Annotated in this window: 27 protein-coding genes; 12 read left to right on the top strand and 15 right to left on the bottom strand. The window is 68.1% G+C overall.

Features of this window, described 5'->3' with window-relative positions; all coding sequences use genetic code 11:
• Positions 1-9 precede the first annotated feature (9 nt).
• The gene (gene typA / locus ACJH6I_RS13790) at positions 10-1,914 is read right to left on the bottom strand and encodes a translational GTPase TypA (protein ID WP_318986230.1); all 1,905 of its coding nucleotides are present in this window, start codon (positions 1,912-1,914) and stop codon (positions 10-12) included.
• Between the two features lie 68 nt (positions 1,915-1,982).
• Between typA and ACJH6I_RS13785 the strand changes: the two genes are divergently transcribed.
• Together ACJH6I_RS13785 and ACJH6I_RS13780 are read left to right on the top strand one after the other, a co-directional pair.
• Positions 1,983-2,150, top strand: a complete 168-nt coding sequence (locus tag ACJH6I_RS13785; RefSeq protein WP_165605901.1) for a hypothetical protein — start codon at positions 1,983-1,985, stop codon at positions 2,148-2,150.
• 93 nt (positions 2,151-2,243) lie between these two features.
• Positions 2,244-2,516 (top strand): hypothetical protein, encoded by a 273-nt coding sequence (locus ACJH6I_RS13780; RefSeq protein WP_073698499.1) that lies wholly within the window; start codon positions 2,244-2,246, stop codon positions 2,514-2,516.
• On the opposite strand, the gene ACJH6I_RS13775 is transcribed toward ACJH6I_RS13780, so the two are convergent.
• A complete protein-coding gene (locus ACJH6I_RS13775) occupies positions 2,510-2,896 on the bottom strand; it encodes a (deoxy)nucleoside triphosphate pyrophosphohydrolase (protein ID WP_318986279.1) in 387 nt (128 codons plus the stop codon). The two genes, ACJH6I_RS13780 and ACJH6I_RS13775, sit on opposite strands and share 7 nt — an antisense overlap.
• A gap of 74 nt (positions 2,897-2,970) precedes the next feature.
• Entirely contained in the window at positions 2,971-3,825 is an 855-nt protein-coding gene (locus tag ACJH6I_RS13770; RefSeq protein ID WP_318986231.1) for a DUF559 domain-containing protein, read from the bottom strand.
• Positions 3,826-3,969: 144 nt separating this feature from the next.
• Between ACJH6I_RS13770 and ACJH6I_RS13765 the strand changes: the two genes are divergently transcribed.
• Entirely contained in the window at positions 3,970-4,245 is a 276-nt protein-coding gene (locus ACJH6I_RS13765) for a 4a-hydroxytetrahydrobiopterin dehydratase (protein WP_406784219.1), read from the top strand.
• Here ACJH6I_RS13765 and ACJH6I_RS13760 read toward each other — a convergent pair.
• Positions 4,226-5,404 carry a mannosyltransferase gene (locus ACJH6I_RS13760; RefSeq protein ID WP_318986232.1) on the bottom strand — a complete coding sequence of 393 codons (1,179 nt, stop codon included), beginning with the start codon at positions 5,402-5,404 and terminating at the stop codon, positions 4,226-4,228. The genes ACJH6I_RS13765 and ACJH6I_RS13760 overlap by 20 nt on opposite strands.
• A 183-nt stretch (positions 5,405-5,587) precedes the next feature.
• Between ACJH6I_RS13760 and ACJH6I_RS13755 the strand changes: the two genes are divergently transcribed.
• Together ACJH6I_RS13755 and ACJH6I_RS13750 are read left to right on the top strand one after the other, a co-directional pair.
• Positions 5,588-6,373: a hypothetical protein gene (locus ACJH6I_RS13755; RefSeq protein WP_318986233.1), complete on the top strand. Its 786-nt coding sequence runs from the start codon at positions 5,588-5,590 to the stop codon at positions 6,371-6,373.
• Between the two features lie 45 nt (positions 6,374-6,418).
• The gene (locus ACJH6I_RS13750; protein WP_318986234.1) at positions 6,419-7,465 is read left to right on the top strand and encodes a hypothetical protein; all 1,047 of its coding nucleotides are present in this window, start codon (positions 6,419-6,421) and stop codon (positions 7,463-7,465) included.
• Here the strand turns inward: ACJH6I_RS13750 and ACJH6I_RS13745 are convergent, their stop codons facing one another.
• From ACJH6I_RS13745 to ACJH6I_RS13725, 5 genes are all read right to left on the bottom strand, one after another.
• Positions 7,466-8,881 carry a CYTH and CHAD domain-containing protein gene (locus tag ACJH6I_RS13745; protein ID WP_318986235.1) on the bottom strand — a complete coding sequence of 472 codons (1,416 nt, stop codon included), beginning with the start codon at positions 8,879-8,881 and terminating at the stop codon, positions 7,466-7,468.
• A gap of 98 nt (positions 8,882-8,979) precedes the next feature.
• Positions 8,980-9,720, bottom strand: a complete 741-nt coding sequence (locus tag ACJH6I_RS13740; protein ID WP_318986236.1) for an SDR family oxidoreductase — start codon at positions 9,718-9,720, stop codon at positions 8,980-8,982.
• Between the two features lie 58 nt (positions 9,721-9,778).
• Positions 9,779-10,141, bottom strand: a complete 363-nt coding sequence (locus ACJH6I_RS13735) for a nuclear transport factor 2 family protein (protein ID WP_318986237.1) — start codon at positions 10,139-10,141, stop codon at positions 9,779-9,781.
• A 32-nt stretch (positions 10,142-10,173) separates the two neighbouring features.
• Positions 10,174-10,602, bottom strand: a complete 429-nt coding sequence (locus tag ACJH6I_RS13730) for a MarR family winged helix-turn-helix transcriptional regulator (RefSeq protein ID WP_406784236.1) — start codon at positions 10,600-10,602, stop codon at positions 10,174-10,176.
• Positions 10,603-10,773: 171 nt separating this feature from the next.
• A complete protein-coding gene (locus ACJH6I_RS13725; protein ID WP_064859942.1) occupies positions 10,774-10,923 on the bottom strand; it encodes a DUF1059 domain-containing protein in 150 nt (49 codons plus the stop codon).
• Between the two features lie 33 nt (positions 10,924-10,956).
• On the opposite strand from ACJH6I_RS13725, the gene ACJH6I_RS13720 reads away from it, so the two are divergent.
• A complete protein-coding gene (locus tag ACJH6I_RS13720) occupies positions 10,957-11,619 on the top strand; it encodes a nitroreductase family protein (RefSeq protein ID WP_318986238.1) in 663 nt (220 codons plus the stop codon).
• Between the two features lie 73 nt (positions 11,620-11,692).
• Here the strand turns inward: ACJH6I_RS13720 and ACJH6I_RS13715 are convergent, their stop codons facing one another.
• Entirely contained in the window at positions 11,693-12,271 is a 579-nt protein-coding gene (locus tag ACJH6I_RS13715; RefSeq protein WP_318986239.1) for an HhH-GPD-type base excision DNA repair protein, read from the bottom strand.
• Positions 12,272-12,390: 119 nt separating this feature from the next.
• Between ACJH6I_RS13715 and ACJH6I_RS13710 the strand changes: the two genes are divergently transcribed.
• Complete coding sequence (locus tag ACJH6I_RS13710) at positions 12,391-12,687, top strand: DUF732 domain-containing protein (protein WP_318986240.1); 297 nt, start codon at positions 12,391-12,393, stop codon at positions 12,685-12,687.
• Between the two features lie 6 nt (positions 12,688-12,693).
• Here ACJH6I_RS13710 and ACJH6I_RS13705 read toward each other — a convergent pair whose 3' ends face one another.
• Complete coding sequence (locus ACJH6I_RS13705; protein ID WP_318986241.1) at positions 12,694-13,581, bottom strand: dihydrodipicolinate synthase family protein; 888 nt, start codon at positions 13,579-13,581, stop codon at positions 12,694-12,696.
• Positions 13,582-13,605: 24 nt separating this feature from the next.
• Complete coding sequence (locus ACJH6I_RS13700) at positions 13,606-14,391, bottom strand: aldolase (protein WP_318986242.1); 786 nt, start codon at positions 14,389-14,391, stop codon at positions 13,606-13,608.
• A gap of 100 nt (positions 14,392-14,491) precedes the next feature.
• Between ACJH6I_RS13700 and ACJH6I_RS13695 the strand changes: the two genes are divergently transcribed.
• From ACJH6I_RS13695 to ACJH6I_RS13685, 3 genes are read left to right on the top strand one after another with little or no spacing between them, the layout of a single operon-like run.
• Positions 14,492-15,022, top strand: coding sequence for an XRE family transcriptional regulator (locus ACJH6I_RS13695; RefSeq protein ID WP_318986243.1), 531 nt, complete (start codon positions 14,492-14,494; stop codon positions 15,020-15,022).
• Between the two features lie 10 nt (positions 15,023-15,032).
• The gene (locus ACJH6I_RS13690; RefSeq protein WP_406784218.1) at positions 15,033-16,253 is read left to right on the top strand and encodes an MFS transporter; all 1,221 of its coding nucleotides are present in this window, start codon (positions 15,033-15,035) and stop codon (positions 16,251-16,253) included.
• Between the two features lie 44 nt (positions 16,254-16,297).
• Positions 16,298-17,581: an acyltransferase gene (locus tag ACJH6I_RS13685; protein ID WP_346415155.1), complete on the top strand. Its 1,284-nt coding sequence runs from the start codon at positions 16,298-16,300 to the stop codon at positions 17,579-17,581.
• On the opposite strand, the gene ACJH6I_RS13680 is transcribed toward ACJH6I_RS13685, so the two are convergent.
• The gene (locus ACJH6I_RS13680) at positions 17,578-17,766 is read right to left on the bottom strand and encodes a DUF5302 domain-containing protein (protein ID WP_226520921.1); all 189 of its coding nucleotides are present in this window, start codon (positions 17,764-17,766) and stop codon (positions 17,578-17,580) included. The genes ACJH6I_RS13685 and ACJH6I_RS13680 overlap by 4 nt on opposite strands.
• An 18-nt stretch (positions 17,767-17,784) precedes the next feature.
• Complete coding sequence (locus tag ACJH6I_RS13675) at positions 17,785-18,228, bottom strand: PPOX class F420-dependent oxidoreductase (RefSeq protein WP_318986245.1); 444 nt, start codon at positions 18,226-18,228, stop codon at positions 17,785-17,787.
• Between the two features lie 54 nt (positions 18,229-18,282).
• On the opposite strand from ACJH6I_RS13675, the gene ACJH6I_RS13670 reads away from it, so the two are divergent.
• The gene (locus ACJH6I_RS13670) at positions 18,283-18,807 is read left to right on the top strand and encodes a DUF1697 domain-containing protein (protein WP_318986246.1); all 525 of its coding nucleotides are present in this window, start codon (positions 18,283-18,285) and stop codon (positions 18,805-18,807) included.
• Between the two features lie 62 nt (positions 18,808-18,869).
• Positions 18,870-20,141, top strand: coding sequence for a solute carrier family 23 protein (locus ACJH6I_RS13665; RefSeq protein WP_318986247.1), 1,272 nt, complete (start codon positions 18,870-18,872; stop codon positions 20,139-20,141).
• Here the strand turns inward: ACJH6I_RS13665 and ACJH6I_RS13660 are convergent.
• Entirely contained in the window at positions 20,114-23,257 is a 3,144-nt protein-coding gene (locus ACJH6I_RS13660; protein WP_406784217.1) for a cytochrome P450, read from the bottom strand. The genes ACJH6I_RS13665 and ACJH6I_RS13660 overlap by 28 nt on opposite strands.
• Positions 23,258-23,289 lie beyond the last annotated feature (32 nt).

Here is a 23,289-nt window from a genome sequence, read left to right as displayed (position 1 = left end):
CGGTGAGAGTTAGTTGCGGGCCTTCTCGCGGGCCTTGGCGCGAGCGCGCAGGCTCGCGGTCAGCTCGACCTTGCGCACGCGCACGACCTCGGGCGTGACCTCGACGCACTCGTCCTCGGCGCAGAACTCCATGGCCTGCTCCAGACCGAGCTCCAGCGGCCGCGCCAGCGTCTCCATGACGTCGGCGGTGGAGCTGCGCATGTTCGTCAGCTTCTTCTCGCGGGTGACGTTGATGTCGAGGTCCTCGGCGCGCGGGTTGATGCCCACGACCTGGCCCTCGTAGGTGTCCTGGCCCGGCTCGACGAAGAACTGACCGCGGTCGGCCAGCTGGATCATGGCGAACGGCGTCACGGTGCCGCTGCGGTCCGAGACCAGCGAACCGGTGTGCCGGGCGCGGATCTCGCCGGCCCACGGGCGGTAGCCGTCGAACACGGCGTTGGCGATGCCGGTGCCGCGCGTCAGGGTCAGGAAGTCGGTGCGGAAGCCGATCAGGCCACGCGACGGCACGATGAAGTCCATGCGGACCCAGCCGGCGGCGTGGTTCGTCATCTCTTCCATGCGGCCCTTGCGGGCGGCCATCAGCTGGGTGATGGCGCCGACGAACTCGTCGGGACAGTCGATGGTCATGGCTTCGAACGGCTCGTGCAGCTTGCCGTCGATCTGCCGGGTGACCACCTGCGGCTTGCCGACGGTCATCTCGAAGCCTTCGCGGCGCATCTGCTCGACGAGCACGGCCAGCGCCAGCTCACCACGGCCCTGGACCTCCCAGGCGTCCGGACGGCCGATGTCGACGACGCGGATCGAGACGTTACCGATGAGCTCGGAATCCAAGCGGGACTTGACCATTCGCGCCGTCAGCTTATGACCGGAGACCTTGCCGGCCAGCGGCGAGCTGTTGGTGCCGATGGTCACCGAGATGGCGGGCTCGTCGACGGTGATGCGCGGCAGGGCATGCGCGTGATCGGGGTCGGCGAGGGTGTCGCCGATCATGATCTCCGGCATACCCGCGACAGCGACGATGTCGCCGGCGACGGCCTCGGTGGTCGGGGTGCGCTCGACACCGACGGTGACGAGCAGCTCGGTGATCTTGCCGGTGGTGATGACGGGCGCGCCGTCGACCTCACGCATCCAGGCCACCTGCTGGCCCTTCTTGAGCTTGCCGTTGTAGATCCGGACGAGCGCCAGACGGCCGAGGAAGGCCGACGCGTCGAGGTTGGTGACCAGGGCCTGCAGCGGGGCGTCGGGGTTGCCCTTGGGCGCCGGGATGTGCTCGAGCAGCACGTCGAACAGCGGGTCGAGGTTCTCGCTGTCGGGCACCTCGCCGTTGGCGGGCTGAACGGTCGAGGCGACGCCGGCGCGGCCCGAGGCGTACAGGGTCGGCAGGTCCAGGGCCTTCTCGGCCGCGGCCTGGGCTTCTTCGTCGAGGTCGGAGGCGACGTCGAGCAGCAGGTCGTGGCTCTCCTCGACGACCTCGGCGATACGGGCGTCGGGCCGGTCGGTCTTGTTGACCACGAGGATGACGGGCAGGTGCGCGGCCAGGGCCTTGCGCAGCACGAAGCGGGTCTGCGGCAGCGGGCCCTCAGAGGCGTCGACCAGCAGCACGACGCCGTCGACCATGGAGAGGCCGCGCTCGACCTCGCCACCGAAGTCGGCGTGGCCGGGGGTGTCGATCACGTTGATGACCGTCACGGTGCCGTCGGCGTTGTGCCGGTGCACCGCGGTGTTCTTGGCCAGGATCGTGATGCCCTTTTCCTTCTCCAGGTCACCCGAGTCCATGATGCGTTCGGTGGAGTCGTCACCCCGGTCCAGGGCTCCGGACTGCCGCAGCATGGCATCGACGAGGGTCGTCTTGCCGTGGTCGACGTGTGCGACGATGGCGACATTTCTGAATCCGGCACTGGCCTGCTCACTCACGCCCAAGATTGTCGCAGCGAGGGGGTCGGTTTGCGAAACCGCGAACGGCCTGGCAAAACTGCTAATCGATGAAGGCCAGCAAGCTCGCCGGGGCGAAACCGAAGAAGAAGTGCTGCCGCAGCAAGCCCCGGTGCAAGCGGTGTCCGCTGGTGCTGCACAAGGTCCAGAAGGCGGCGCACCACGGGGTCCACGGCAAGGACCTCGAGAAGGTTTTCAAGCGCGCCCGCAAGGCCTGATATATACGCATTGACCTGCCTCTATGCCTGTTTCGCGAGTACCGTGGAAACGTCTCGTCAGTTCGGGGAAACCAGCGCGAGGAGGTCGCCATCATGACCATCTACGAAGTGTTGACCGGAGTCATCGGGTTCGTGCTGGCGCTCGGCGCAACGGCCGCGATATTCGCCGGATTGGCCAATTGGGCCGGCGGATTCTTCGTGGTGCGGTGTGCTGCGTGTCACCATTTGGCGTTCTCCACGGTGAACAAGCCGAAGACCGACTGCCCGCATTGCAAGTACCCCGCGCTGCTGCACCCGCTGTACACCGCGCAGCACGGCACGGCGATGGCGTCGGCGCGCGTCGTCGGCGACAAGCTGCACTACTGAGTCAGCGCGTCCTTCAACTCCGCGAGCCAGGCGCGGTCCGCCGGCACCCAGGGCAGGTCGTCGAGTTCGGCCGCACCCACCCAGCGCACGGCATGGTGATCGTGGGCGTGGGGCGCGTCGTCGGTCGACACCCGGTACGCCCGCAACGTGACGGTGTCGGACAACGGCACGTCCTCGCCCACCTTTTCCCCGACGGTCACGATGACGCCAAGTTCCTCGTGGAGTTCCCGGGCCAGCGCCTGCGCGTCGGTCTCCCCCGGCGCGACCTTCCCACCCGGCAGCTCCCAGAGGCCCGCGAGTTCCGGCGGCCGATTGCGCTGAGCGACCAGCAGTCTGGCGTCGGCGATAAGGGCTCCGGCGACGACGATCACGTCGGCCAGGCTACTGGCTCGTCGAACGTGGGGGTTTACGCGAATATTCGGCCGAAGTACCTCGTAAACCCCCACGCTCGGCGTCAGACCGGGCATCCGGCGGCTCGCAGCTTCGCGCGCACTCTCGCGACCAGCTTTTCGGGCTCGCGCAACATCGCCGCACTGACCCGGATGACCACCCACCCCATGGCTTCCAGGATCGCGAGACGTTCGATATCCCAGGCCCGCTGCCGACTGTCGTTCCAGTGCTGGACACCGTCGTACTCGACTGCCACCTTCCACTGACGCCACCCCATGTCGACGCGGATGAACGCCTCGCCGTAATCGTCGAAGAAGCGGATCTGCGTCTCGGGAAACGGAAGGCCGCCGGCGACCAGCCCCAGCCGCAGCCGCGATTCCTGCGGCGATTCAGCACCACCGTCCACCAACGTCAGAGCAGACTGCGCCCGATGCACACCGCGGGTACCTGGATTCGCCGCGATCAACGGTTCGATGTCGACGAGTTTCAGATCGGTTGCGTTCATCAGCGCATCCACTATCGGCACGGCCCGGTGCTGCGGCAGCAGTCGCGCGAGGTCGAAGGCCGTGCGGGCGGCAGTTGTGACACGCATACCGCGCCGCACACAAATGTCTTGCGGAGCAAGGGCATACGAATGAGTCGTCAGCCCTCGTGGGCTATGGCGATCTGGCCGGACCACCACCGCGGGCGCATCGGGGTCGAGCCACTTCGTACCGTGCACCGCAGCCGCAGACACCCCGGCAATCACCGCATCCGGCCCTGCGAACAGCCAACCGGCGCGCGCCTTCAACTCGGCCGTCATCTCGACGCCCTTGGCCAGGTACACGTTGCGATAAACCATGCGATACCGGGTACGCAACTGATGCTCCGTCAGGCGTCCTGTCCGCAGCGCCTGCGACCCGAGGATGAGTTGGTCCATGACGTCACCCTCGACGGGACGGGCGACAAATCTGACGCCCAGCGACCCGGTTATCCACAGGTCAGGCCGTCGAGCGTGGGGGTTTACGCGGAAAATCGCAAACGATTCCTCGTAATCCCCCACTCTCGCCGCAACAATGGGGTCATGGCCGTCCTCACCGATGAACAAGTAGACGCCGCACTGCCCGAAGGCTGGGAACGCGCCGACGGCGCGCTACGCAGGTCCGTGAAGTTCCCGGCGTTCCTCGACGGTATCGATGCCGTCCGCCGAGTGGCGATCCACGCGGAAGCCAAGGATAATCATCCGGACATCGACATCCGTTGGCGGACAGTTACTTTCACCCTGGTCACACATTCCGAGGGTGGTATCACCGACAAGGACGTGGAGATGGCCACGGACATCAACGGACTGGTCGTCTAGTCCTGGTTCGCAGGGCCATCCACGCCAGCGTCACCACCGTCATCACCGGGTAGATCAACCCCGCCCAGGACAGGTACCACGGACGGCTGATCACCCAGATCGTCGGCTGCGCGAAACTCAGCAGCCACGGCACGCCGACCAGCAGCAGCACCAGCCAGATCCAACGCAAGACGCGCGCGGAAGCGAGCTCCGCGAACGGCCCGTGCCACAACCACATCATCAGCGGGATCAGCCACACCCAGTGGTGGGTCCACGAGATCGGCGAGAACAGCAGGCCGAACAACTGCACGACGAGCAGCGCGCCCAGTCGATCCGGCCGGCCGGGACCGTAGACGGCGCGCCAGGCGAACACCGCCAGCACGGCCGTCAGCACCACCGCGATCAGCACCGCGGGCTCGAAACCGGCGTCGTGGCCGACGATCCGCGAGATCGCGCCGCGCCAGGACTGGTTGAACGACGTCGCGACGGGACCGATCCGGTGGGCGTCGCCGAGCAGGTCCGTGAAGTAGTAGAGCGCCTGGTCGCGCAGCACCAGCCACGACACCAGCACGGTGCCGGCGAAGGTGACGGCCGCGAACACCGCAGCGCCCCACCGGCGGACGCCGAGGAAGTACAGCCCCGTGACCGCGGGCGTCAGCTTCACCCCGGCGGCCAGACCCACCAGCAGACCGGACCACCACCAGCGGGTGCTGTAGACGGCGTAGAGAACGGCCAGTACGAGGACGACGTTGATCTGCCCGTAGTCGAACGTGCTGCGCAGCGGCTCGGTCCAGATGCCGACGGCCGTCCAGGCCATGGCCAGCCGGTGCGAGGGATCGACTGGACATTTCCCGTCGCTTCGCTCGCCCCGAAACCCGATGAGCCGCAAGCTGATCCACACCACGCCGTAGAGCGCACCGATGATCCCGACCTGCCAGCAGAACGCCAGCAAACCGAACGGCACGAAGTGCAGCGGATAGAACAGCACTGCCGCGAACGGCGGATAGGTGAACGGCAGCGGGAAGTCCGGGGTCTGGTCGGCGTAGACGTAGTCGTACAGCGGGCGACCACTGCCGAGGGTCGCCGCGCCGCCGAAGTAGACGTGGAGGTCGACGAAGTTGGCCCCGTTGGGGACCAGGTAGGTCCACGCGAAGCGCGCGGCGACGCTGAGCGCCAGCATCAGCGGCGCCCATCGGAGAACTGATCGCGTGGCGGTGTTTATCGCATGACTGTAACGGTCGGTCACCCTTCGCCTTCCGATCAGTAACGGATCCATAAATGCCACACGTGTCACTTGAGTAACACCAGTAACTGAATAGCTTCGGTGATGACGCGCCACGACTGGACCGGGAGGACCCCCAAAATGCGCACACGCACCACTGGAAAATTGTTGGCCACCAGCATGATTGCCGCCGCCGGCGCAGTCCCGGTGGCGATCGCCCTGAGCGCGGTCGCCGCCGCCGACCCGGCCCCCGCGGCCCCGGCCCCCGTCGTGCCCGGCACGCCGCTGGTCAACGAACTCGCCCAGGCTCCGGTCCAGGCGCTGTCGGGTGTCACCCAGGCCCTGACCTCGGGCGCGCCGGCCGCCGCTCCGGCCGCTCCGGCCGCCACTGCATCGGTGACCCTGCCGCAGAACCTGGTCCCCGGCGCCACCGCTCCGGCGGCCGCTGCCCCGGCCGCCGCTGCTGCGCCGGCCCCGGCCCAGGGCCTGATCCCGTCGGCCAACATCAACCTGCCGCAGATTCCGGGCTCGCCCGTCCCGCTGCCGAAGCAGGTCGCCTTCCCCGGTGACCTGACCTCGCTGCTGCCGGCCGGCACCCCGCTGGCGAACCTGCTGCCGCAGCCCGCTGCTGCTGCCGCGCCCGCTGCGACCGCCGCAACCGCTGCGACCTCGCCGCTGACTGCCCCGCTCGCCGCCGCGACCGCACCACTGGCCGCACCGCTGGCTGCCGCTGCTCCGGCCGCTGCCGCCCCGCTGGCCGCCGCCACGGCACCGCTCGCCGCTCCGGCTGCGGCGGCGTCGCCGCTGGCCACCGCACCCGCCGCCGTGGCGGCTGCCGCGCCGGCTGCACAGGCCATCCCGGGCGTCGTCCCGGGGATCATGAGCCTGACCAGCCTTGCGCCGGTCATCACCTCCGGCTTGCCGTGATCCGCGCCGTAACCAGATAACCGATACGAAACCGGGGAGAGAGTCATGCAATCGAGGAAGCTGTTCGTCGCACTCGGCGCATCCGTCGCACTCACGATCGGCGCGGCCACCGTCGCCCACGCTGATCCGGCGTCGCCACTGCCGTTGCCGCTGCCCATCGATGGCCTGCAGGCTCCTGGTCTGCCGGCCATGCAGACTCTCGCCCCGGTGATCCAGCAGGCCGCCGCTGACCCGGCGGGCGCCGCGGAGCTGCTCATGGCAGCAGCCCGGGCGTTCGCCGGGAACAAGGCGGCACCGTCGGATTCGAAGAATCTGGCCAACGCCGTGAACCAGTTCGCCGCCGACCCGGCCGCGAACCACGTGCCCGCCCCGGGCGCCGTTCCTGGTGCCGAGGCCCACCTGCCGGCCGGCGTCGACCCGGTGCACGCCGTCGGCCCGGTGGCCGAGGCCGCTCCGGCACCGGCCCCTGAGGCTGCCCCGGCTCCGGCCCCCGAGGCCGCACCCGCACCCGCCGCAGCTCCGGCTCCGGCAGCCGCCCCTGCCCCGGCACCTGCGCCGGCGCCGGCTCCTGAGGCCGCCCCGGCCGCTGCCCCGGTCGCCCAGGCCGCGGCGACGGTCCCGGCTCCCGATGCCGCCCCGGCCGCTGCGCCGGCCCCCGCGCCGGCCGGCGCGTTCGGCCCGGGCACGCCGATCACGCAGGACTTCATGTACCCGTCGATCAGCAACGGCTGCGGTGCCGACGGCGGCAACGTGCTGGCGACGGCCATCAGCGTGGCGGGCCCCGCGAAGATTCCGACCCCAGGTCCCGGCCCCGGCCAGACCGCCTACGTGTTCACCGCGGTCGGCACGCCCGGCCCGGCCGCCGAGCAGAAGCTGCCGCTGAACGTCACCTGGGTCAACCTGACGACCGGCAAGTCGGGCAGCGCGACCCTCAAGCCGCAGGCCGACATCAACCCGCAGGGCCCGACGACGCTGACCGCCATCGTCGACACCGGCTCGGGCAGCATCATGTCGACCATCTTCGGTCAGGTGACCACGACCGAGAAGCAGTGCCAGTTCATGCCCACCATCGGTTCGTCGGTGGTGCCGTAATCACAACATCTCTCGGGCCTGCTGTCGGCACGCGTCGGCTATCCGCTGTTCGCGGCCGTACAGCAGGCCGAAGGTGAAGCCGTTCTCGCCGGCCGTCGTGCCACTCGCCAGCGCCAGGCGGCGCAAGATGTCAGATGCGACCACGGTGTCCTGGTGATCGCCCAGGATCGACTGAAATCGCTTGTAATGCTTGACCGTTCGTTTCGAGCCCTCGACATCGCGGCATAGCTCCGCCGCGTACCGGGCACGCTTGGCGGCCTTGCGGGCCCGGTGCAACAGCGCGGCGTCGACGTCATCACCACCGAGCGCTGCGACGAGCCGTCGGTCAGCTTTCCGCTGGGCCTTACGTGCCCGCTTGACCAGTGCGGCGGTGCTCGTCTCGAGATCGACCGGTGGCGCGGTGCGCCATGACCGCAGCACCGTCATCATCGCCCGGTAACGCGGCGAGTCCATGGCCTCGGTGATGCGCGCCCGCGCGGGCAGCTCGACGGCCTGCAGGTCATTGCGGATGCGGGCCCGGACCGGACCCAGGATCAATTCTTCCGGCAACTCTTCGAGCGCTTCGGTGAATCTGAACTGCTGCACCTGACAATCACGGACCTCCCCGAGCAGCCCCGCGAACCACCGCAGGTCCTCGTCGAGCTCTTCCACGGAGGCCTGATCCAGCAGCTTGCCGAACACCCGCAGCGTGCTCCGCAGCCGCCGGATCGCCACCCGCGTGTCGTGGATGGGGTCCTGTCCCCGCCGTAATTCGATGTCGCCCAACACGATCTGGTCGATCTGGGCGTTGAGGTACCCGAGCAACGCACGCGCCGCGGGCGACACGCGCTCGACGGACCGAATCTGCGGCAGGACGTGGGCGAGCTTCGACGGAAAGCGCGAAGGCCGGGCGCCCGCGGCTTTCAGACGGCGGATGAGGCGCTTCGGAATCGACGGGGTGTGCGGCCCGAGTTCAACCTCGACCTCGCGCCAGGCCAGCAGCCGCTCGTTCGCCGACGCCCGCACCGAATCGTCGGCAATCTCGGCATAGAGTTCGCCGGACCCGGGCTCGGCGAGCCGGTACCGGTCCCGGACGGTGTGGATCGTGGCGACGCTCGCCAGTTGCTTGCCGAGGCTGATGCCGCCGAGGAGCTCAGCGGCCGCATCGGGCAACTTCTCCGTCAGCGCCCAGTGCAGTTCGACGCGCCCATCGGCGGCCGGCACCTTCAGCTGCCACCCCGTGTCAGCGTCGCCGGAGCGACGGCGCAGCTGGACGCGGTGCGCCAGCAGGTCGCGGTCGCTGGTGTCGTAGTAGTCGCTGGTGAGGTCGACGGTGTCGTGCTCGATGTCGGCGTCGGCGACGATGCCGCGCAGATCGGGCAATCGAAACCGGTCATCGACGTCCCACTTGCCTTCGCGTTCCAGAACCTGGTGCATACCCAGGGGCATAGCCGCGGGCTCGGGCGATCAAACCAGCCGTGGTGTCGAGACGATGCCGAGGTCAACCAGCCGACGGCATCGTCTCGACGTGGCGGTCAGAGCTGGATCTGGCCGCCGTCGACGGCCAATTCGGCACCGGTCATGAAGCTGCTCTGGTCCGAGGCCAGGAACAGCACCGCGGCCGCGATCTCCTCGGGGCGTCCCAACCGCTTCAGCGGCACCTGCGCCGCCATGCCGTCGAGGAGATCCTGCTTCTGCTCGGCCGGTGCCAAGCCGGTCAGTCCAGGGGTTTCGATCGGTCCCGGGACGACGGTGTTGACCCGGATCTTGCGGTCGGCGAGCTCCGCTGCCCACGTGCGACCGAGCGACCGGATGGCAGCTTTGGACGCGGCGTAGAGCCCGAACGCCGGAACGCCTTCGGACGCGGCGGTGGAGCCGGCGAGGATGATCGACGCGCCGTCGTTCAGCAGCGGCAGCGTCTTCTGCACGGTGAACACCGTGCCGGCCACATTGCGGTCGAAGTTGTCGCGGTAGTGCTGGGGTGTCACATCGGCGAGGGTGGCGAAGTCGCCGCCGCCGGCATTTGCGAAGACGACGTCGAGGCCTGCGCCGTGCTCGGCGATCGCGGCGGCGAGGACGTCGAGCTCCTCGGGCTTGCTGATGTCGCTCTGGACACCGTGCGCGCCGATGGCTGCGGCCGCCTCATCGAGCCGCGTGCGATCACGTCCGGTGATGAACACGTACGCGCCCTCGTCCGCGAGGCGCTTCGCGGTCGCCAGGCCGATGCCCGACGTTCCCCCGGTGACCAGTGCTGTCTTGCCGTCGAGCTGTCCCATGATCGTTGTCCTCACTGTTGTGTGCCGTTCGGCAGTCACAACATAGGTGATGTATCACCTATTCCGCGGCATTCAGCACAGTCCACAGCCGAACGATGCGCTCGTCGACGATCTCCGCGACGTCGAAACCCGACGCCACCGTGGCGTCGTCCGGAGTACGCACCTCCCACGCCAGGAAGCCCAGGCCACGGGTCTGGCGCACCGGGCCGACCTTCACGAAATGCAAGCCTGCCAGCTTTTCCTGCAGCTCAGCCGCCTTGGCATTCAACTGGTCGCGGCCGACGGTCACGCCGTCATCATCGACCCACGTGACATCGTCCGAGTAGGTCTCCGCGATCGCGGCGACACGGAGCCGTGGATCGCGTTCATCGAACACGGCGAGCAGATTGGCTTCCATCAAGCGGGTGATGACTTCACTCATGACGCTCCATATAGGTGATTTATCACCTAATTCTAGCCCGGCGCGGGCGGGAGCGAGCTGTGGTGATCGAGGTTGACGTGAATGTGCTCCAGTGCCGCGGTGAACGGTCCGAGCAGGTTCTCCGGCAGCGGGTCGAAGAACAGACTGCGCACGAGGTCGACGTGCCCGGGTGCGGCCTCGGCGATCGTCCGCCGGCCGTCGGCGGTCAGCACGACATTGGTGGTGCGGCCGTCCGCGGTGCTCGGTCGGCGCTCGGTCAAGCCGCGTTCTTCCATGCGACGCAATTGGTGCGAGAGCCGGCTGCGTTCCCAGCCGATCTGCGCGGCCAGGTCACTGACACGCAGGCCGCCGCCGTTGTCGCCGCTGAGCGCGACCAGCACGTCGTAGTCAGCGAGCGAGAGCCCCGAGTCGGCTTGCAGCTGCCGGTTCATCTCGTAGTTCATCCGAAGCTGTACCCGCATGTAGGCCACCCAGGCTCGCTGCTGCTTCGGCGTCAGCCAGCCCCGCTCGGGAGTCGGCTCCCCTGCCTTTCTCGGCGTCACGGTCGCCAGTATGACGGCCGGACACGACCCGACTACGCAACAGCGAGCGTGGCCCCCCCCAACGGCAGCCACGCCCGCCTTGTTGATGGCTCAGTAGGCCATGAAGAGAATCATCTCGCGGTCGTACTCCCGACCGGGGTGTTGCTCGGCGAGGTGGGCCTGGGCCTTCTCGACCAGATCGTCCTCGTCACTGCCGGAAATCGCCTCGCCGCAGGGGCAATTCAAGTGTGTCTTAGCCATACACATCACCTTCCCATACGCATGATGGTCGGTATGGAGATTTACGACGTCATGCGCACGACCGGCGCTGTCCGCAAGTTCAGCGGCGAGCCCCTGCCCGACGATGTGCTCGAACGCATCCTCGACAACGCGCGCTTCGCCCCGAGTGGCGGCAACCGGCAGGGCGCGCGGGTGATCGCGGTCCGTGACGTCGAAACCCGCAAGAAGCTGGGCGAGCTGTCCAAGCCCGGCGCCCGGCAGTACATCGCGCAGATCGCCGCCGGCGAAGGACCGTGGAACCCGTTGCAGCCCTGCGGGGTTGATCCCGCGGTCGTGGAGGCGACCCCGGTACCCGATGGCATGGTCACCGGGACGCTGCTGGGCGCCGAAGTCGTGCTCGTGGTGTGCCTGGACCTCGGCGTGGCAGCGGCGTTCGATCAGCACCTGGATCGCATCGGTGTGATCAGCGGCGCGTCGATCTACCCGTTCGTCTGGAACATCCTGCTGGCCGCCCGCAACGAAGGCTACGGCGGCGTGCTGACGACCATGGTGGTCGCGCAGGAGCCCAAGGTGCGCGAGCTGCTCGGCATCCCGGACAACTACGCCGTCGCGTGCATGCTGCCCCTGGGCAAGCCCGTCAAGCAGGTGACGAAGCTGACCCGGCGTCCGGTTTCGGAGTTCACCACCCGCGAGCGGTTCGACGGTCCGCCGCTCTGACCGCGTCGAGCGTGGGGCTTGACGAGGGGAATCGCGACAATCTCCTCGTCATCCCCCACGCTTGAATCAACACTCAGGCCTTGGCGGCCTTCGCCGCTGCTTTCATCTGCTTCTTGTAGGCGCGAACCTGATCCAGTGAGCCCTTGTCGACGACGTCGGCGACGGACATGTGCGTGCCCTGCTTGCCGTAGTCGCCCGCCGCGGCGCGCCAGCCCTCGGGTGTGACGCCGTACTGCTTGCCGAGCAGCGCCAGGAAGATCTTGGCCTTCTGCTCGCCGAAGCCGGGCAGTGCCTTGAGCCGGCGCAGCACCTCTTTACCGTCGGGGTTGCCGGTGGTCCACAGGGCCGCGGCGTTGCCGTCGTACTCGTCGACGATCACCTGCGACAGCGCCTGCACGCGCTTGGCCATGGAACCCGGAAACCGGTGTACCGCAGGGGTTTGCGCGAACAGCTCGGCGAACTTGTCGGGGTTGTACTCGGCGATCTCGCGCGCGTCGAGCGAGCCCATCCGGTCCTCGAGCTTCTTCGGTCCGGCGAACGCCACTTCCATCGGAATCTGCTGATCCAGGAGCATCCCGACCAGCAGTGCGAACGGGTTGGACTCGAGCAGTGCGTCGGCGGACGGCTCCTGAACCAGCTGCAGCTTCGACATCACGTCAGTTTAGGACGCCCCCGCGCGGACTTCGATTACGACGGTTCTAGTTTCTGCCTGCGCGCAATATGCGAACGTGTAAGCCGATATCCGGTGGACATGCCTGTAGGGGGACGGACATGAGACGTACAGTCGCGGCACTTTTCGCGGCCATCGCGGCCGCGGTGGCGCTGGCCGGCGCGGCCAGCGCCATACCGGACCAGGGCACGCCGGAATTCGACCAATACCTGCAGGGCCTGGAGCGCAACGGCTACAACCTGAACCCCGATACCGCCTGGCGCGTGGCGCACCAGGCGTGCATCGGCGGCATCCCCGGTTACATCAATCTGGAACTGGCCGCACAGGGCGTCATCGGGCCCGGTGCGCAGCAGCGCGTGATGGACGTGGCCCGCAAGTACGCCTGCCCGGTTCAGTAGGCGTACTCAGACGTTGGCCAGCAGGCCTTTGAGTTCGGCGCGGCCGTCCTCGTCGAGAGGCAACAGCGGCGGGCGCGGGTCACCGGCATTGCGCCCCAGCAGATCCAGCCCGGCTTTGACGGTCGTCGGCAGACCACCGGCGACGATGAAGCGCAGCAGCGGCGCGAGATCGTCGTAGATTTCCTGCGCCCGGTCCCGGTCGCCACGTCGCACCGCGTCATACAGCTCGACGCAAGGCTGCGGGCGCAGATTCGGTGCGGCCGTGCACCATCCGGACGCGCCGGCGAGCAGCGCGTCGAGCACCAGTGGGTTGCTTCCGTTGTAGAACGGCAGCGCTCCTTCGGAGAGCTCCTTGATGCGCAGCATCCGGGTGAGGTCACCGGTGGATTCCTTGACCATGCGCACGTTCTCGATGTCGTTGAACATCCGCACCAGCAGTTCCGGAGCCATGTCGATGCCACTGGTGGCGGGGTTGTTGTAGACCATGATCGGCAGGTCGACGGCGGCCGAAATATTGGCGTAGTGCTGGAAAATCTCGCGCTCGTTCAACTTCCAGTACGAGATCGGCAGCACCATGACGGCATCGGCGCCGGCCTGCTGCGCGTACCGCGCGCGGCGAATGGTGTTGGCAGTGGTCAGATCTGAGGCGCCGACGATGACGGGGACGCGGCCGGCGACCGCGGCGACCGTGGTGTCGACGACGGCGTCGAACTCGTCCTCGGTGAGGTACGCCGATTCGCCGGTGCTGCCCAGCGGAGCGATGGCGTGCGCGCCGGTGCTGACGAGTTGCGCGACGACGGCGGCCAGCGTCTCGGTGTCGACATTGTCGCCGTCAGCGGTGAACGGGGTGATCGGGTAGGCGATGATGCCGTGAATCCTGGGTGTCTCGGTCATGGGTCAGGTCCTTTCCGGGGTTGGTCAGTGGTCGAGGGCGTCGGGGTGGCGCACCAGGGCGCGCCGCGCGTAGTAGGCGAAGTTGGCGACACTGCGTTTGGGCGTCAGCGTCCAGTCGTGGGCCTCGCGGGCCAGTCGGTCGGGCAGCGGAGCAATGGTGCCGGCAGCCATGGCGGCCAGTTGGAGCTTGGCGCCGCGCTCGATGAGCATGGCCAGCGAGCAGGCTTCCTCGACGCTGGCCCCGGCGACGACCTGGCCGTGGTGGGCCAGCAGGATCGCCTTCTTGTCCCCCAGCGCGCCGGAGATGATCTCGCCTTCTTCGTTTCCGACGGGCACGCCCGGCCAGTCCTTCAGGAAGGCGCAGTCGTCGTACAGCGGTGCGATGTCCATCTGCGACACGGCCAGCGGGACTTCGAGCATCGACAGCGCCGCGACGTGGAACGGGTGCGTGTGCACGATGCAGTTCACATCCGGCCGGGCGCGGTAGATCCAGGAGTGAAAGCGGTTGGCGGGGTTGGCCATTCCGCCGCCGTCGAGGACATTGAGGTCTTCGTCGACGAGCAGCAGGTTGCCGGCGGTGATCTCGTCGAAGCCGAGCCCGAGCCGCTGCGTGTAGTACGTGCCGGGCTCCTCGGCGCGGGCGGTGATCTGCCCGGCCAGGCCCGAATCGTGCCCCGCGTCGAACAGTGCCCGGCAGGTCAGGGCCAGCTTCTCGCGGACGGTCAGGTCGGACTCCGCGATATGACGGTTCAGCCCGTCTTCGGCGCGCTGCATCAGTTCGCTCTTGGAGTCGTGCATGGTGTCGGTCATCGGAACCTCCCTCAGCCTCGGTGCGTGGCCGCACCTGGATGACACATTGCCGACTGTAGGACACAAAGTGTCATGCAGTCAATGCGGTATCCTCGGTGCCGTGAGTGGCTTGTTGCGAGCGGTGCGCCAGCAACGCGGGATGACGCTGGAGGAACTGGCAGCCGGTACCGGGCTGACCAAGAGCTACCTGTCCAAGGTCGAGCGCGGCCAGAGCGTGCCGTCCATCGCCGCCGCACTGAAAATCTCGCGGACCCTCGATGTCGATGTGGCGCAACTGTTTTCCGACGACCCGGAAGTCAGCACCTTCGCCGTCGAGCGCGCCGCCGACCGCGGCACCGCCCGCAATCACGCGATCGCCGCGGGCATGCTCGGCAAGGCCATGTCGCCGTTCGTCGTGCGCCCGGGCCGCCAGTTCGCCGCCCATGCCCACCCGACGCATCCCGGCCAGGAGTTCGTGTTCGTCCACTCCGGAACCATCGAACTCAACTACGACGGCCGCCTCGTGGAACTGTCCGCGGGCGACTGTGCCTATTTCGACGCCGCTACGCAGCACAAGCTCCGTCAGGTCGGCGACGATACCGCCGAGGTGATCGTCGTGACATCGCCCGCGCCGCCGCGCACGGTCCGATGAGCGCCGCGGAATGCCAGCGGGTCCCGCGCGTGTTGCCCTACCCGTGCTCCAGACTCGAACCGTGACCTCGCGCCTCGGCTTCCCGCTGCTCGCCTACGCCTTCGCCGCCATCATGTTGGGCACCACGCTGCCGACGCCGATCTACGCGCTGTACGCCCACGAACTGCACTTCGCGGTCCTGACGACGACGGTCATCTTCTCGGCCTACGCCATCGGCGTGCTCGCGGCGCTGCTGTTGTTCGGCCGCTGGTCCGACGCCGTCGGCCGGCGGCCGGTGCTGATCGCGGGTGCGGTCGCCGCCATCGCGAGCGCCGTCGTCTTCCTCTATGCCGACAGCGTGCCGTTGCTGCTGGTGGGACGCCTGCTGTCGGGGTTGTCGGCGGGCATCTTCACCGGTACCGCGACGGCCGCCGTCGTCGAGTCCGTGCCGGAGGAGCGGCGCGAGCAGGCCGCGGCCGGCGCCACCATCGCCAACATCGGCGGACTGGGCGCCGGACCCGTCGTGGCCGGCCTGCTGGTGCAGTACGCACCGCACCCGTTGCAGCTGCCGTTCGTCGTCCACATCGTGCTGGCCGTTCTGGCCATCGCCGCGGTGTGGCTGGTCCCCGAGACCTCGAGCCGGGCCGGCCGGATCGGTTTCCAGCGACTGTCGGTCCCCGCCGAGGTCCGCGCCACGTTCGTCCTCGCTGCCACCGCCGCCTTCGCCGGATTCGCCGTGATGGGCCTGTTCACGGCGGTGGCGCCGTCGTTCGTCAGCAGCGTCATCGGCATCGACAACCACGCCGTCGGCGGTGCCGTCGCGGCATCGATCTTCGCCGCCTCCGCCGCCGCGCAATTGGCCGGCCGCCGCCTGCATCCGCCGCGGGCCGTCGCGCTGGGCTGCGCGATCCTCGTGGCAGGGATGGCGATTCTGGCTGTGGCCCTGCAATTTTCATCGCTGGCGGGTCTGCTGGTCGCCGCTGTCGTGGCCGGCATCGGGCAGGGCATCAGCTTCAGCCGCGGCTTGGCAGCCGTCGTGGAAGGCACCGCGACCGAGCGTCGCGCCGAAGTCAGCTCGACGTACTTCGTGGTGGCCTATGTGGCCATCTCGTTGCCGGTCGTCAGCCTCGGTTTCGCCGCGCAGCGGTGGGGTCTGCAGGCGGCCGGGGTCAGCTTCGCCGTCATCATCGCGGTCCTGGCGGCTGTCTGTCTGGCTGCCGTTCTCTGGCAGGAACGCCGCAGGTCAGCCTGATTTGAGTAGCAATACCTAGGGGTCGCGCCCTTACGTTCGAAGGCATGACCACCCGCGTCTTCCCTTCTGCGGCCGAGATCGCGCAGCGCACCCCCGCCGACCGTGACCGCGCCATCGACGTCATCCGCATCGTGTCGCTGGTCGGCGTCGTCGCCGGGCACACGATCATGGCGACCAGCATCATCGACGACGCGGTCTTCCGCTGGGGCAACCTGCTGACCACGTCCGTGGTGTTCCAGGCGCTGACCTGGGTGTTCCAAATCATGCCGCTGTTCTTCTTCGCCGGCGTCGCGGCCTCGGTCGGCTCGTACGGGAGCGGGACGAGCTGGGGTGGATGGCTGCTCAAGCGCTGCACCCGGCTGTACCGACCGGTGTTCTACTACCTGGCCTTCTGGGCCGCGGCGTTGCTGATCCTCAAGCCACTGCTGCCGATCCACGTCTACGAACCCGTCGCCGGCATCAGCACGCAGCTGTTGTGGTTCCTGGGCGCCTATGTGCTGGTGCTGGCCGCGGTGCCGCTGCTGGCGCGCATCACGACGTCCGGCGGGCTCATCGCTTCCGTGGCGGGCACCTACGCCCTCGTCGCGCTCGTCGACACCATCCGCATCAACGACCACTCCTGGGCTGCGTTGGGCTATCTGAACTTCGTGGTGTGGCTCATCCCCGGCATGCTCGGGGTGGCGTATCGCCGCGGGCTGCTGACCACCACGGCCGCCCTGCGCGTCGGCATCGGGATGCTCGCGGTCAACGTGGCGCTGGTCTGGATCGGCCCGTATGAGCTGAGCCTCGTCGGCATCGAGACGCAGCACATCAAGAACATGACGCCGCCGTCGCTACTGCTCGCCGGTCACGCAATCATGATGTGTGCGTTCGCGATTGCGGCCGCCCCCGCCATCAGCCGCTGGGCTGCCCGGCCGCAGGTGTGGCGGCTCGCGGTGATCGGCAACACCGGCGCCATGACGCTGTACCTGTGGCACATGCCCGCCCTGCTCGGCATGCACCTGGCCTTCGACTTCGCGGGCCTGCCCCGCTACCCCGGCCAGCCGCATTTCCTGGTCCTGAGCGTCTACCAGATGACGATCATGACGGCGCTGGTCGCCGGGCTGTTCCTGCTCCTGCGCCCGCTGGAGAACAACCCGTTGCCGCTGTGGGACGGCGGCCGGGTCGCGGCACCGGGTTGGCGCAGCGCGATCGTCGGCACCCTGTTGGTCGTCGCCGGCGCCGCCACCCTGGCGTCAGTCGGCTGGGGCCTGAAAGACACCGGCCTGCAGTGTGTTTCGGTGATGCTCGTGACCCTCATCGGGGCCCGCGCGTTGGCGCGGGATTAACCGCTCTTGCGGCGGAATTCGCGGCGGCCACCGCCGACCGCGCCGTGCGACTTGGATTGCTTGGCCCCGCCGTCCTGGTGGGCAGTGCCGCCGGCAGAGCCGGCCTTCTTACGCTCGAGCGCCTCGCGGAACTTGCGCTTGGTCTCGTCGGACGATGCTGAACCTTCGGCGGAGTTCTCGGCCATGCACGCAGACTAGCGCGTTCAGCGCACGCCCGGAGGCAGCCCGTACAAGTGAGTGATGGGCATGGTGAGCAGGACCCGGCGGTCGGCCACCATCGCCCGGCGATAGTCGTCCCAGTCCGGGTGCTCGCCGGAGATGTTGCGGTACAAGGCAATCAGACCTTCTACCGTGTCGTCATCGGGTGCCGCGGCAGGCGGACTCAGCACCGCGTTCCCCTCGGCCACCGCGTACGCCCACCCGTCGTCGGAGCGGACGTAGATCGAGGCCCGGGCGTCGCGCCGCAGATTGCGCGTCTTGGCCCGGGGCTCGGTGACCGACACCCCGATGGTGACGGCCCGTGGATCGAAGTAATAGGACACGTTGGACAACTGCGGGCGACCGTCGCGCTTGATGGTGGCCAGCACGCCCAGCGAATTGTCACTGATCAGCGCGAGCAGCTTGTCTTCGAAGACCTGACGGGTCATGGCTCCCAGCGTACGGGGCAACTGCCTACCATTGGGTGTCATGACGGAGTTGGGATGACGCGCTACGCGGTGTTTCTGCGCGGCGTCAACGTGGGCGGCGTGAACCTGAAGATGGCCGAGGTCGCCGCCGCCTTCCGCGAGGCCGGCTTCGATGACGTCAAGACGCTGCTCGCCAGTGGCAACGTGGTGCTGTCCAGCTCGGCCAAGGCTGCGACGGTACGTACGAAAGCCGAAGCGGCGCTGCGGGAATCGTTCGGGTACGACGCCTGGGTGCTGGTGTACCCCATCACGGAGCTCCGGACCATCTCGGCGGACTACCCATTCGAGCGTGAGGTCGAAGGGCGCCATTCGTACATCACGTTCGTCAGCGATCCGGACGTGCTCGACGAACTCGCGGCGCTCGAACCGGTGGGCGACGAATCGATCAGCCGCGGTCACGGCGTCCTGTACTGGCAGGTGGCTCGCGGCGACACCCTGAGCAGCGCGATCAGCAAGACCATGGGCAAGAAGCGCTACAAGTCGTCGACCACCACGCGAAACCTGCGGACGGTCGAGAAGGTCCTGGCTGCGGGCGAATAGCTCAACCCGGCCAAACGTGCTGACAGACGGCGAAAGTGAACCGGGTCCGGCACTATGACCGGATGATTCCGCTCTCCTGGACGCCGGTCGGACCGGACGCCGCCGTCGTCGGCCCCGATGAACGGCTCAGCTGGCCCCGCACCATCGGTATCGGTGCCCAGCACGTGGTGGCGATGTTCGGCGCCACGTTCCTGGTGCCGGTGCTGACCGGTTTCCCGCCGGCCACGACGCTGTTGTTCTCCGGCGTCGGCACGATCGCGTTCCTGCTCATCACCGGAAATCGGCTGCCGAGCTATCTCGGGTCGAGCTTCTCGGTAATCGCACCGGTCACCGCCGCGGTCGCCGCGCACGGAACCGGCAGCGCGCTGGGCGGCCTGATCGCCGTGGGCCTGCTGCTGATCCTGGTCGGCGGGGTGGTGCATCTGGTCGGCACGCACTGGCTCGATGTGACGCTGCCGCCGGTCGTGACCGGTGCGATCGTCGCCCTGATCGGTTTCAACCTGGCACCGGCGGCGAAGAACAACTTTGAGAAGGGGCCGCTGGTCGGGCTGGTGACGCTGGTGCTGTTGGTCGCGACCCTGGCGTTCTTCCGTGGCATCATCGGCCGGCTGGCGATCTTCCTGGCCGTGGTGGTCGGCTACCTGCTGGCACTGGCTCTCGGCGAGGTGAACACCGCGGCCATCGCCGCCGCCCCGTGGATCGGGCTGCCCGAATTCCACGGGCCGTCGTTCAGCCTGGCGGTCCTGCCGATGTTCTTGCCGGCGGTGATCGCGCTGATCGCCGAGAACATCGGGCACGTGAAATCAGTGGGCCAGATGACCGGGAAGGATCTGGATCCACTGATGGGCCGGGCGTTGGCGGCCGACGGCGTGGCCACCGTGCTGGCCGGTGCGGGCGGCGGTTCGGCCACCACCACGTACGCCGAGAACATCGGCGTGATGGCGGCGACCCGCATCTATTCGACGGCCGCGTATTGGGTCGCTGCTGCCGTGGCCGTCGCACTGTCGTTGTGTCCCAAGGTCGGTGCGGCCATCTCGGCCATTCCGCCGGGCGTGCTGGGCGGGGCGACGATCGTGCTCTACGGTCTGGTCGGCATCCTCGGGGTGCGGATCTGGCTGACCAACCACGTGGATTTCTCGCAGCCGATCAACCAGATGACCGCCGCCATCCCGCTGATCATCGGCATCGCCGACTTCACCTGGCAGGCCGGACCGTTGACGTTCACCGGCATCGCGCTCGGTTCCGTTGCGGCGCTGGTGATCTACCACGGCATGCGCGGGCTGACCGCCCTGCGCGGCACGACCAGTCAGCCGGCCCAGACGTCCTCGACGTAGCGGTCGGTGCTGACCAGTCCGGCGAGCCAGGCGCGGGCTGCCTCGTCGTCGGCGCCGGTCTTGCTGCGGTAGATGTCCTGGAACGCGGCGCGCACGGCGGGCGCCATCCGGGCACCGTCGCCGCACACGTAGACGTGGGTGTCGTTGTCCGGGTTTCCGAGCATGTCCCAGACTTCGTCGGCGTCCGCGGCGATCCGGTCCTGCACGTACTTGACCTCATCACCGGCCCGCGAGAACGCCGGACGCATCCGCACGACGCCGAGACGTTCGGCGTCCTCGGCCTCGTGGCGGAACAGGTAGTCCACGTCGGGGTGCCGCACGCCGAAGAAACACAGCGCGGCGGTGAACGGCTCCCCTGCTTCCAATGCGCCCAGCCGGTCTCCGATGAAGCCCCGGAACGGGGCCACACCCGTCCCGGCGCTGACCAGGATGACGTTGCGGGTCGGATCGGCGCCCGCCCGGAAGGCCTGCCGAGCCGGGTCGACCCGCATCCGAATCTGCTGTCCCGGCACAGCATCCGCGAGGTAGCTGGATGAGACGCCGCGGAAGACACCGGAGCCGGACCGGGCCGGCCCTTCCAGCACCCCCACGACCAGTTCGACTTCCCGGACGCGGCGGCGCGACGAGGTGGCGATCGAATAGTGCCGCGGGGACATCGGTTCGAAGAGCTCCAACAACTCTTGGCGGCTCAGCTTGGTGGCCGGGAACTCCGCCAGGCAGTCGGTGATGCTCAGTGCGCGGGCCTCGGGGTCGTCGGCCAGGGCGGTCAGCGCGGCCCGTTCCGGCGGACACGGGTTGGCGGCCGCGAGCCGTAGCAGCTGACTGCGGGTCGCCGGCTTGCGCAGTTCCAGGAAGTGCGTAAGCAGTTGGCGCACAGTGACTTCCCGGTCGATCGGGATGGCCCGCCGGGTACTGCGCCGTGGATTGATCGAGATGCGACGGTCGAGGCGCAGGTCCAGCAGTTCACCGACCTCGTCGACCAGGGCGGGGCTGTTGTCCGGCAATACGGTCAGGTGGTCGCCGGTCTGATAGTCGACGCCGTCGGGCAGCGCGATCCGGATGAGCCGCTTGTCCTGCCCGAACTCGGAGCCCGTGTCCACCAACGGAATGTTGTCCAACACCGTCGCCGGTTGCACTTGATGGCGGGCATCGATCGCGGCGGTAACCGGCCCGTCGATGGCGCGCAGATCGTAGAGCGGCTCATCGGCCACGGGCTCATCGGCGGCGACGGCGCCGAAGACACCGCCGAGCGCATTCCACAGTGCCACCGAGAAATCCTCGACCACACCAGCGAAGTCGCCCGAGGTGTCGGCTTCGGCCATCGGAAGCAGTTGTGTGGCACCGAGTTCCACGAGCCGGGCGTCGATGCGCCGCGGTATCGCCAGGTATGTCTCGGCCCAGTTCCGGTCTCCGACACCGAGTACCGCGTACGGCACTGCCGGTACTTGATCCGCCGACCCGTCCAGCCAGTCCACGAACGTCCGGGCATCGTCGGTCGGCATCCCGTTGTACGACGCGGCGACGATCACCACCGCCCCCTGGTCCGGCAGTGCCGCGGTTGCGGAATCCAGTGCGGCGACGGTCGTTTCGTAGCCGAGGTCGACGGCCTCGTCACCGAGTTGCTGCGCCAACGACCGGCAGTTTCCGAGGTTCGAACCATGCAGCACAAGCAGTTTCGTGCCCGGCGGCACGGTCACGCGGGATTGTGTCACCGGCGCGGCAGCGACGGCCGCCGGAGCTTGGCGGCGCTCCTCCGGGGTGCGGCGGATGAGTTCGACGTAGAACCCCTCCGGCTTGCGCAACACATCACTGTGGGTACGCAGCGTGTAGTGCCCGACGTCGACGAACCGGTAGCGGTGCACCAGAGTGGCGATCGCCATGGTCGCTTCGTGCAGCGCGAACTGGCGGCCGATGCACGACCGCGCACCGGTGCCGAACGGCTTGAACAGGTTGACCGGCCGCTGCCCCGCCCGGTCTGGCGCGAACCGGTCCGGATCGAAGATCTCGACGTTGTCGCCCCACTCCGGTTGCCGATGCAGTGACGACGTTAGCACCGTCACGGCTTCACCCTGGCGCACCGGGTACTTGCCACCGATGACGGTGTCCGACAAGGCCATTCGATCGAATTCCCGCACCGGCGGGGACAGGCGCAGCGCCTCGTCGATGATCTGGCGGATGTAGGTGAGCTTGCCGATCTCGTCGAACGCCGGCACGTGGTCGTCGTCGGGGCCGAACACCGCGTCCGCCTCGGCCTGCGCGCGGTGCAGCACCGCCGGGTTCTTGACGATGCTGTACAAGGCCGTCGGCATCAGTATCGACGTCGTGTCCTGGCCGGCAACCAGGAACGTGGCGATCTGATTGCGAATGCTGTCGTCGTCGAGGATCGGTGTCCCGTCGGGACCGGGCTGCAGCATCAGGGCCAAGAGATCGTCGAGATCCACTTCGCCCGCGCGGTGCTGCGCGATCAGGTCCGCGATGAAGCTGAACAGCTTCCCGCGCTCGGTCTCGAACACCGCCTGGTCGGCGCCCGGTCCGAGCAGTATCTGGTTCAGGGTGGCTGCGAAACTCGCTGGGATGTCGGCGAGTCCGTCGTGCTGATAGGAGTCGAACCGGGCCCCGAAACCAGCCAGACCGACGGTGTCCATGGCCAGCTTCGCCAGATCACCGGCCACGTCCACCGTCCGCGTGCCGACCGCCGCGTCCCACTGTGCGATCAGTTGCCGGTTGATGTCGAGCATGGCGGGGTGATAGCTGCGCAGCCCGCTGAAGCTGAAGCCGGGGATCAGGACGTCGTGAGCTTCCTGCCAGCCCTCCTCGCCGGGGTACGCGGTGAACAGCCCGTTGCCGACCACCGGGCGGAACCTGGCCAACCGGCCCGTGAGTGCTTTGCTGAACCGGCTCTCATCGCAGAGTTCGTCGACCAGTGCCAGCGAGCAGGCATAGAGGCGGCGGCCGGGCCCGAGGTCGGCGTAGAACAGTGGGCCGTACTGCTCGGTGAGCAAGTCCAGCGGCAACGAATAAGGCCGCCCGGGCACTGGCCCGGGCGGCAACTCGACACCGACAGCTGAAGGGACACCGGGAATCTCGGGCGGCACCGCTGGCGAGAAGCTCTCCATTCACGCCAGTGTAAACGGCCGCCCTGAGAGCA

It is taken from the genome of Mycobacterium sp. SMC-13 (genome assembly GCF_045311035.1).
Classification (GTDB): Bacteria; Actinomycetota; Actinomycetes; order Mycobacteriales; family Mycobacteriaceae; genus Mycobacterium.
This window is presented reverse-complemented; position numbering and strand designations above follow the sequence as displayed.

What these genes read in the sequence shown, in the direction of transcription:
- ACJH6I_RS13660 (WP_406784217.1), bottom strand. Translation starts at nt 23,257, where the DNA reads ATGGAGAGCTTCTCGCCAGCGGTGCCGCCCGAGATTCCCGGTGTCCCT.
- ACJH6I_RS13760 (WP_318986232.1), bottom strand. Translation starts at nt 5,404, where the DNA reads ATGCTGGCGCTCAGCGTCGCCGCGCGCTTCGCGTGGACCTACCTGGTC.
- ACJH6I_RS13680 (WP_226520921.1), bottom strand. Translation starts at nt 17,766, where the DNA reads ATGGCCGAGAACTCCGCCGAAGGTTCAGCATCGTCCGACGAGACCAAG.
- ACJH6I_RS13675 (WP_318986245.1), bottom strand. Translation starts at nt 18,228, where the DNA reads ATGACCCGTCAGGTCTTCGAAGACAAGCTGCTCGCGCTGATCAGTGAC.
- ACJH6I_RS13785 (WP_165605901.1), top strand. Translation starts at nt 1,983, where the DNA reads ATGAAGGCCAGCAAGCTCGCCGGGGCGAAACCGAAGAAGAAGTGCTGC.
- ACJH6I_RS13700 (WP_318986242.1), bottom strand. Translation starts at nt 14,391, where the DNA reads ATGACCGACACCATGCACGACTCCAAGAGCGAACTGATGCAGCGCGCC.
- ACJH6I_RS13690 (WP_406784218.1), top strand. Translation starts at nt 15,033, where the DNA reads ATGCCAGCGGGTCCCGCGCGTGTTGCCCTACCCGTGCTCCAGACTCGA.
- ACJH6I_RS13670 (WP_318986246.1), top strand. Translation starts at nt 18,283, where the DNA reads ATGACGCGCTACGCGGTGTTTCTGCGCGGCGTCAACGTGGGCGGCGTG.
- ACJH6I_RS13745 (WP_318986235.1), bottom strand. Translation starts at nt 8,881, where the DNA reads ATGCACCAGGTTCTGGAACGCGAAGGCAAGTGGGACGTCGATGACCGG.
- ACJH6I_RS13715 (WP_318986239.1), bottom strand. Translation starts at nt 12,271, where the DNA reads ATGTCGAAGCTGCAGCTGGTTCAGGAGCCGTCCGCCGACGCACTGCTC.
- ACJH6I_RS13710 (WP_318986240.1), top strand. Translation starts at nt 12,391, where the DNA reads ATGAGACGTACAGTCGCGGCACTTTTCGCGGCCATCGCGGCCGCGGTG.
- ACJH6I_RS13720 (WP_318986238.1), top strand. Translation starts at nt 10,957, where the DNA reads ATGGAGATTTACGACGTCATGCGCACGACCGGCGCTGTCCGCAAGTTC.
- ACJH6I_RS13740 (WP_318986236.1), bottom strand. Translation starts at nt 9,720, where the DNA reads ATGGGACAGCTCGACGGCAAGACAGCACTGGTCACCGGGGGAACGTCG.
- ACJH6I_RS13665 (WP_318986247.1), top strand. Translation starts at nt 18,870, where the DNA reads ATGATTCCGCTCTCCTGGACGCCGGTCGGACCGGACGCCGCCGTCGTC.
- ACJH6I_RS13685 (WP_346415155.1), top strand. Translation starts at nt 16,298, where the DNA reads ATGACCACCCGCGTCTTCCCTTCTGCGGCCGAGATCGCGCAGCGCACC.
- ACJH6I_RS13750 (WP_318986234.1), top strand. Translation starts at nt 6,419, where the DNA reads ATGCAATCGAGGAAGCTGTTCGTCGCACTCGGCGCATCCGTCGCACTC.
- ACJH6I_RS13705 (WP_318986241.1), bottom strand. Translation starts at nt 13,581, where the DNA reads ATGACCGAGACACCCAGGATTCACGGCATCATCGCCTACCCGATCACC.
- ACJH6I_RS13780 (WP_073698499.1), top strand. Translation starts at nt 2,244, where the DNA reads ATGACCATCTACGAAGTGTTGACCGGAGTCATCGGGTTCGTGCTGGCG.
- ACJH6I_RS13765 (WP_406784219.1), top strand. Translation starts at nt 3,970, where the DNA reads ATGGCCGTCCTCACCGATGAACAAGTAGACGCCGCACTGCCCGAAGGC.
- ACJH6I_RS13755 (WP_318986233.1), top strand. Translation starts at nt 5,588, where the DNA reads ATGCGCACACGCACCACTGGAAAATTGTTGGCCACCAGCATGATTGCC.
- ACJH6I_RS13770 (WP_318986231.1), bottom strand. Translation starts at nt 3,825, where the DNA reads ATGGACCAACTCATCCTCGGGTCGCAGGCGCTGCGGACAGGACGCCTG.
- ACJH6I_RS13735 (WP_318986237.1), bottom strand. Translation starts at nt 10,141, where the DNA reads ATGAGTGAAGTCATCACCCGCTTGATGGAAGCCAATCTGCTCGCCGTG.
- ACJH6I_RS13725 (WP_064859942.1), bottom strand. Translation starts at nt 10,923, where the DNA reads ATGGCTAAGACACACTTGAATTGCCCCTGCGGCGAGGCGATTTCCGGC.
- ACJH6I_RS13730 (WP_406784236.1), bottom strand. Translation starts at nt 10,602, where the DNA reads ATGCGGGTACAGCTTCGGATGAACTACGAGATGAACCGGCAGCTGCAA.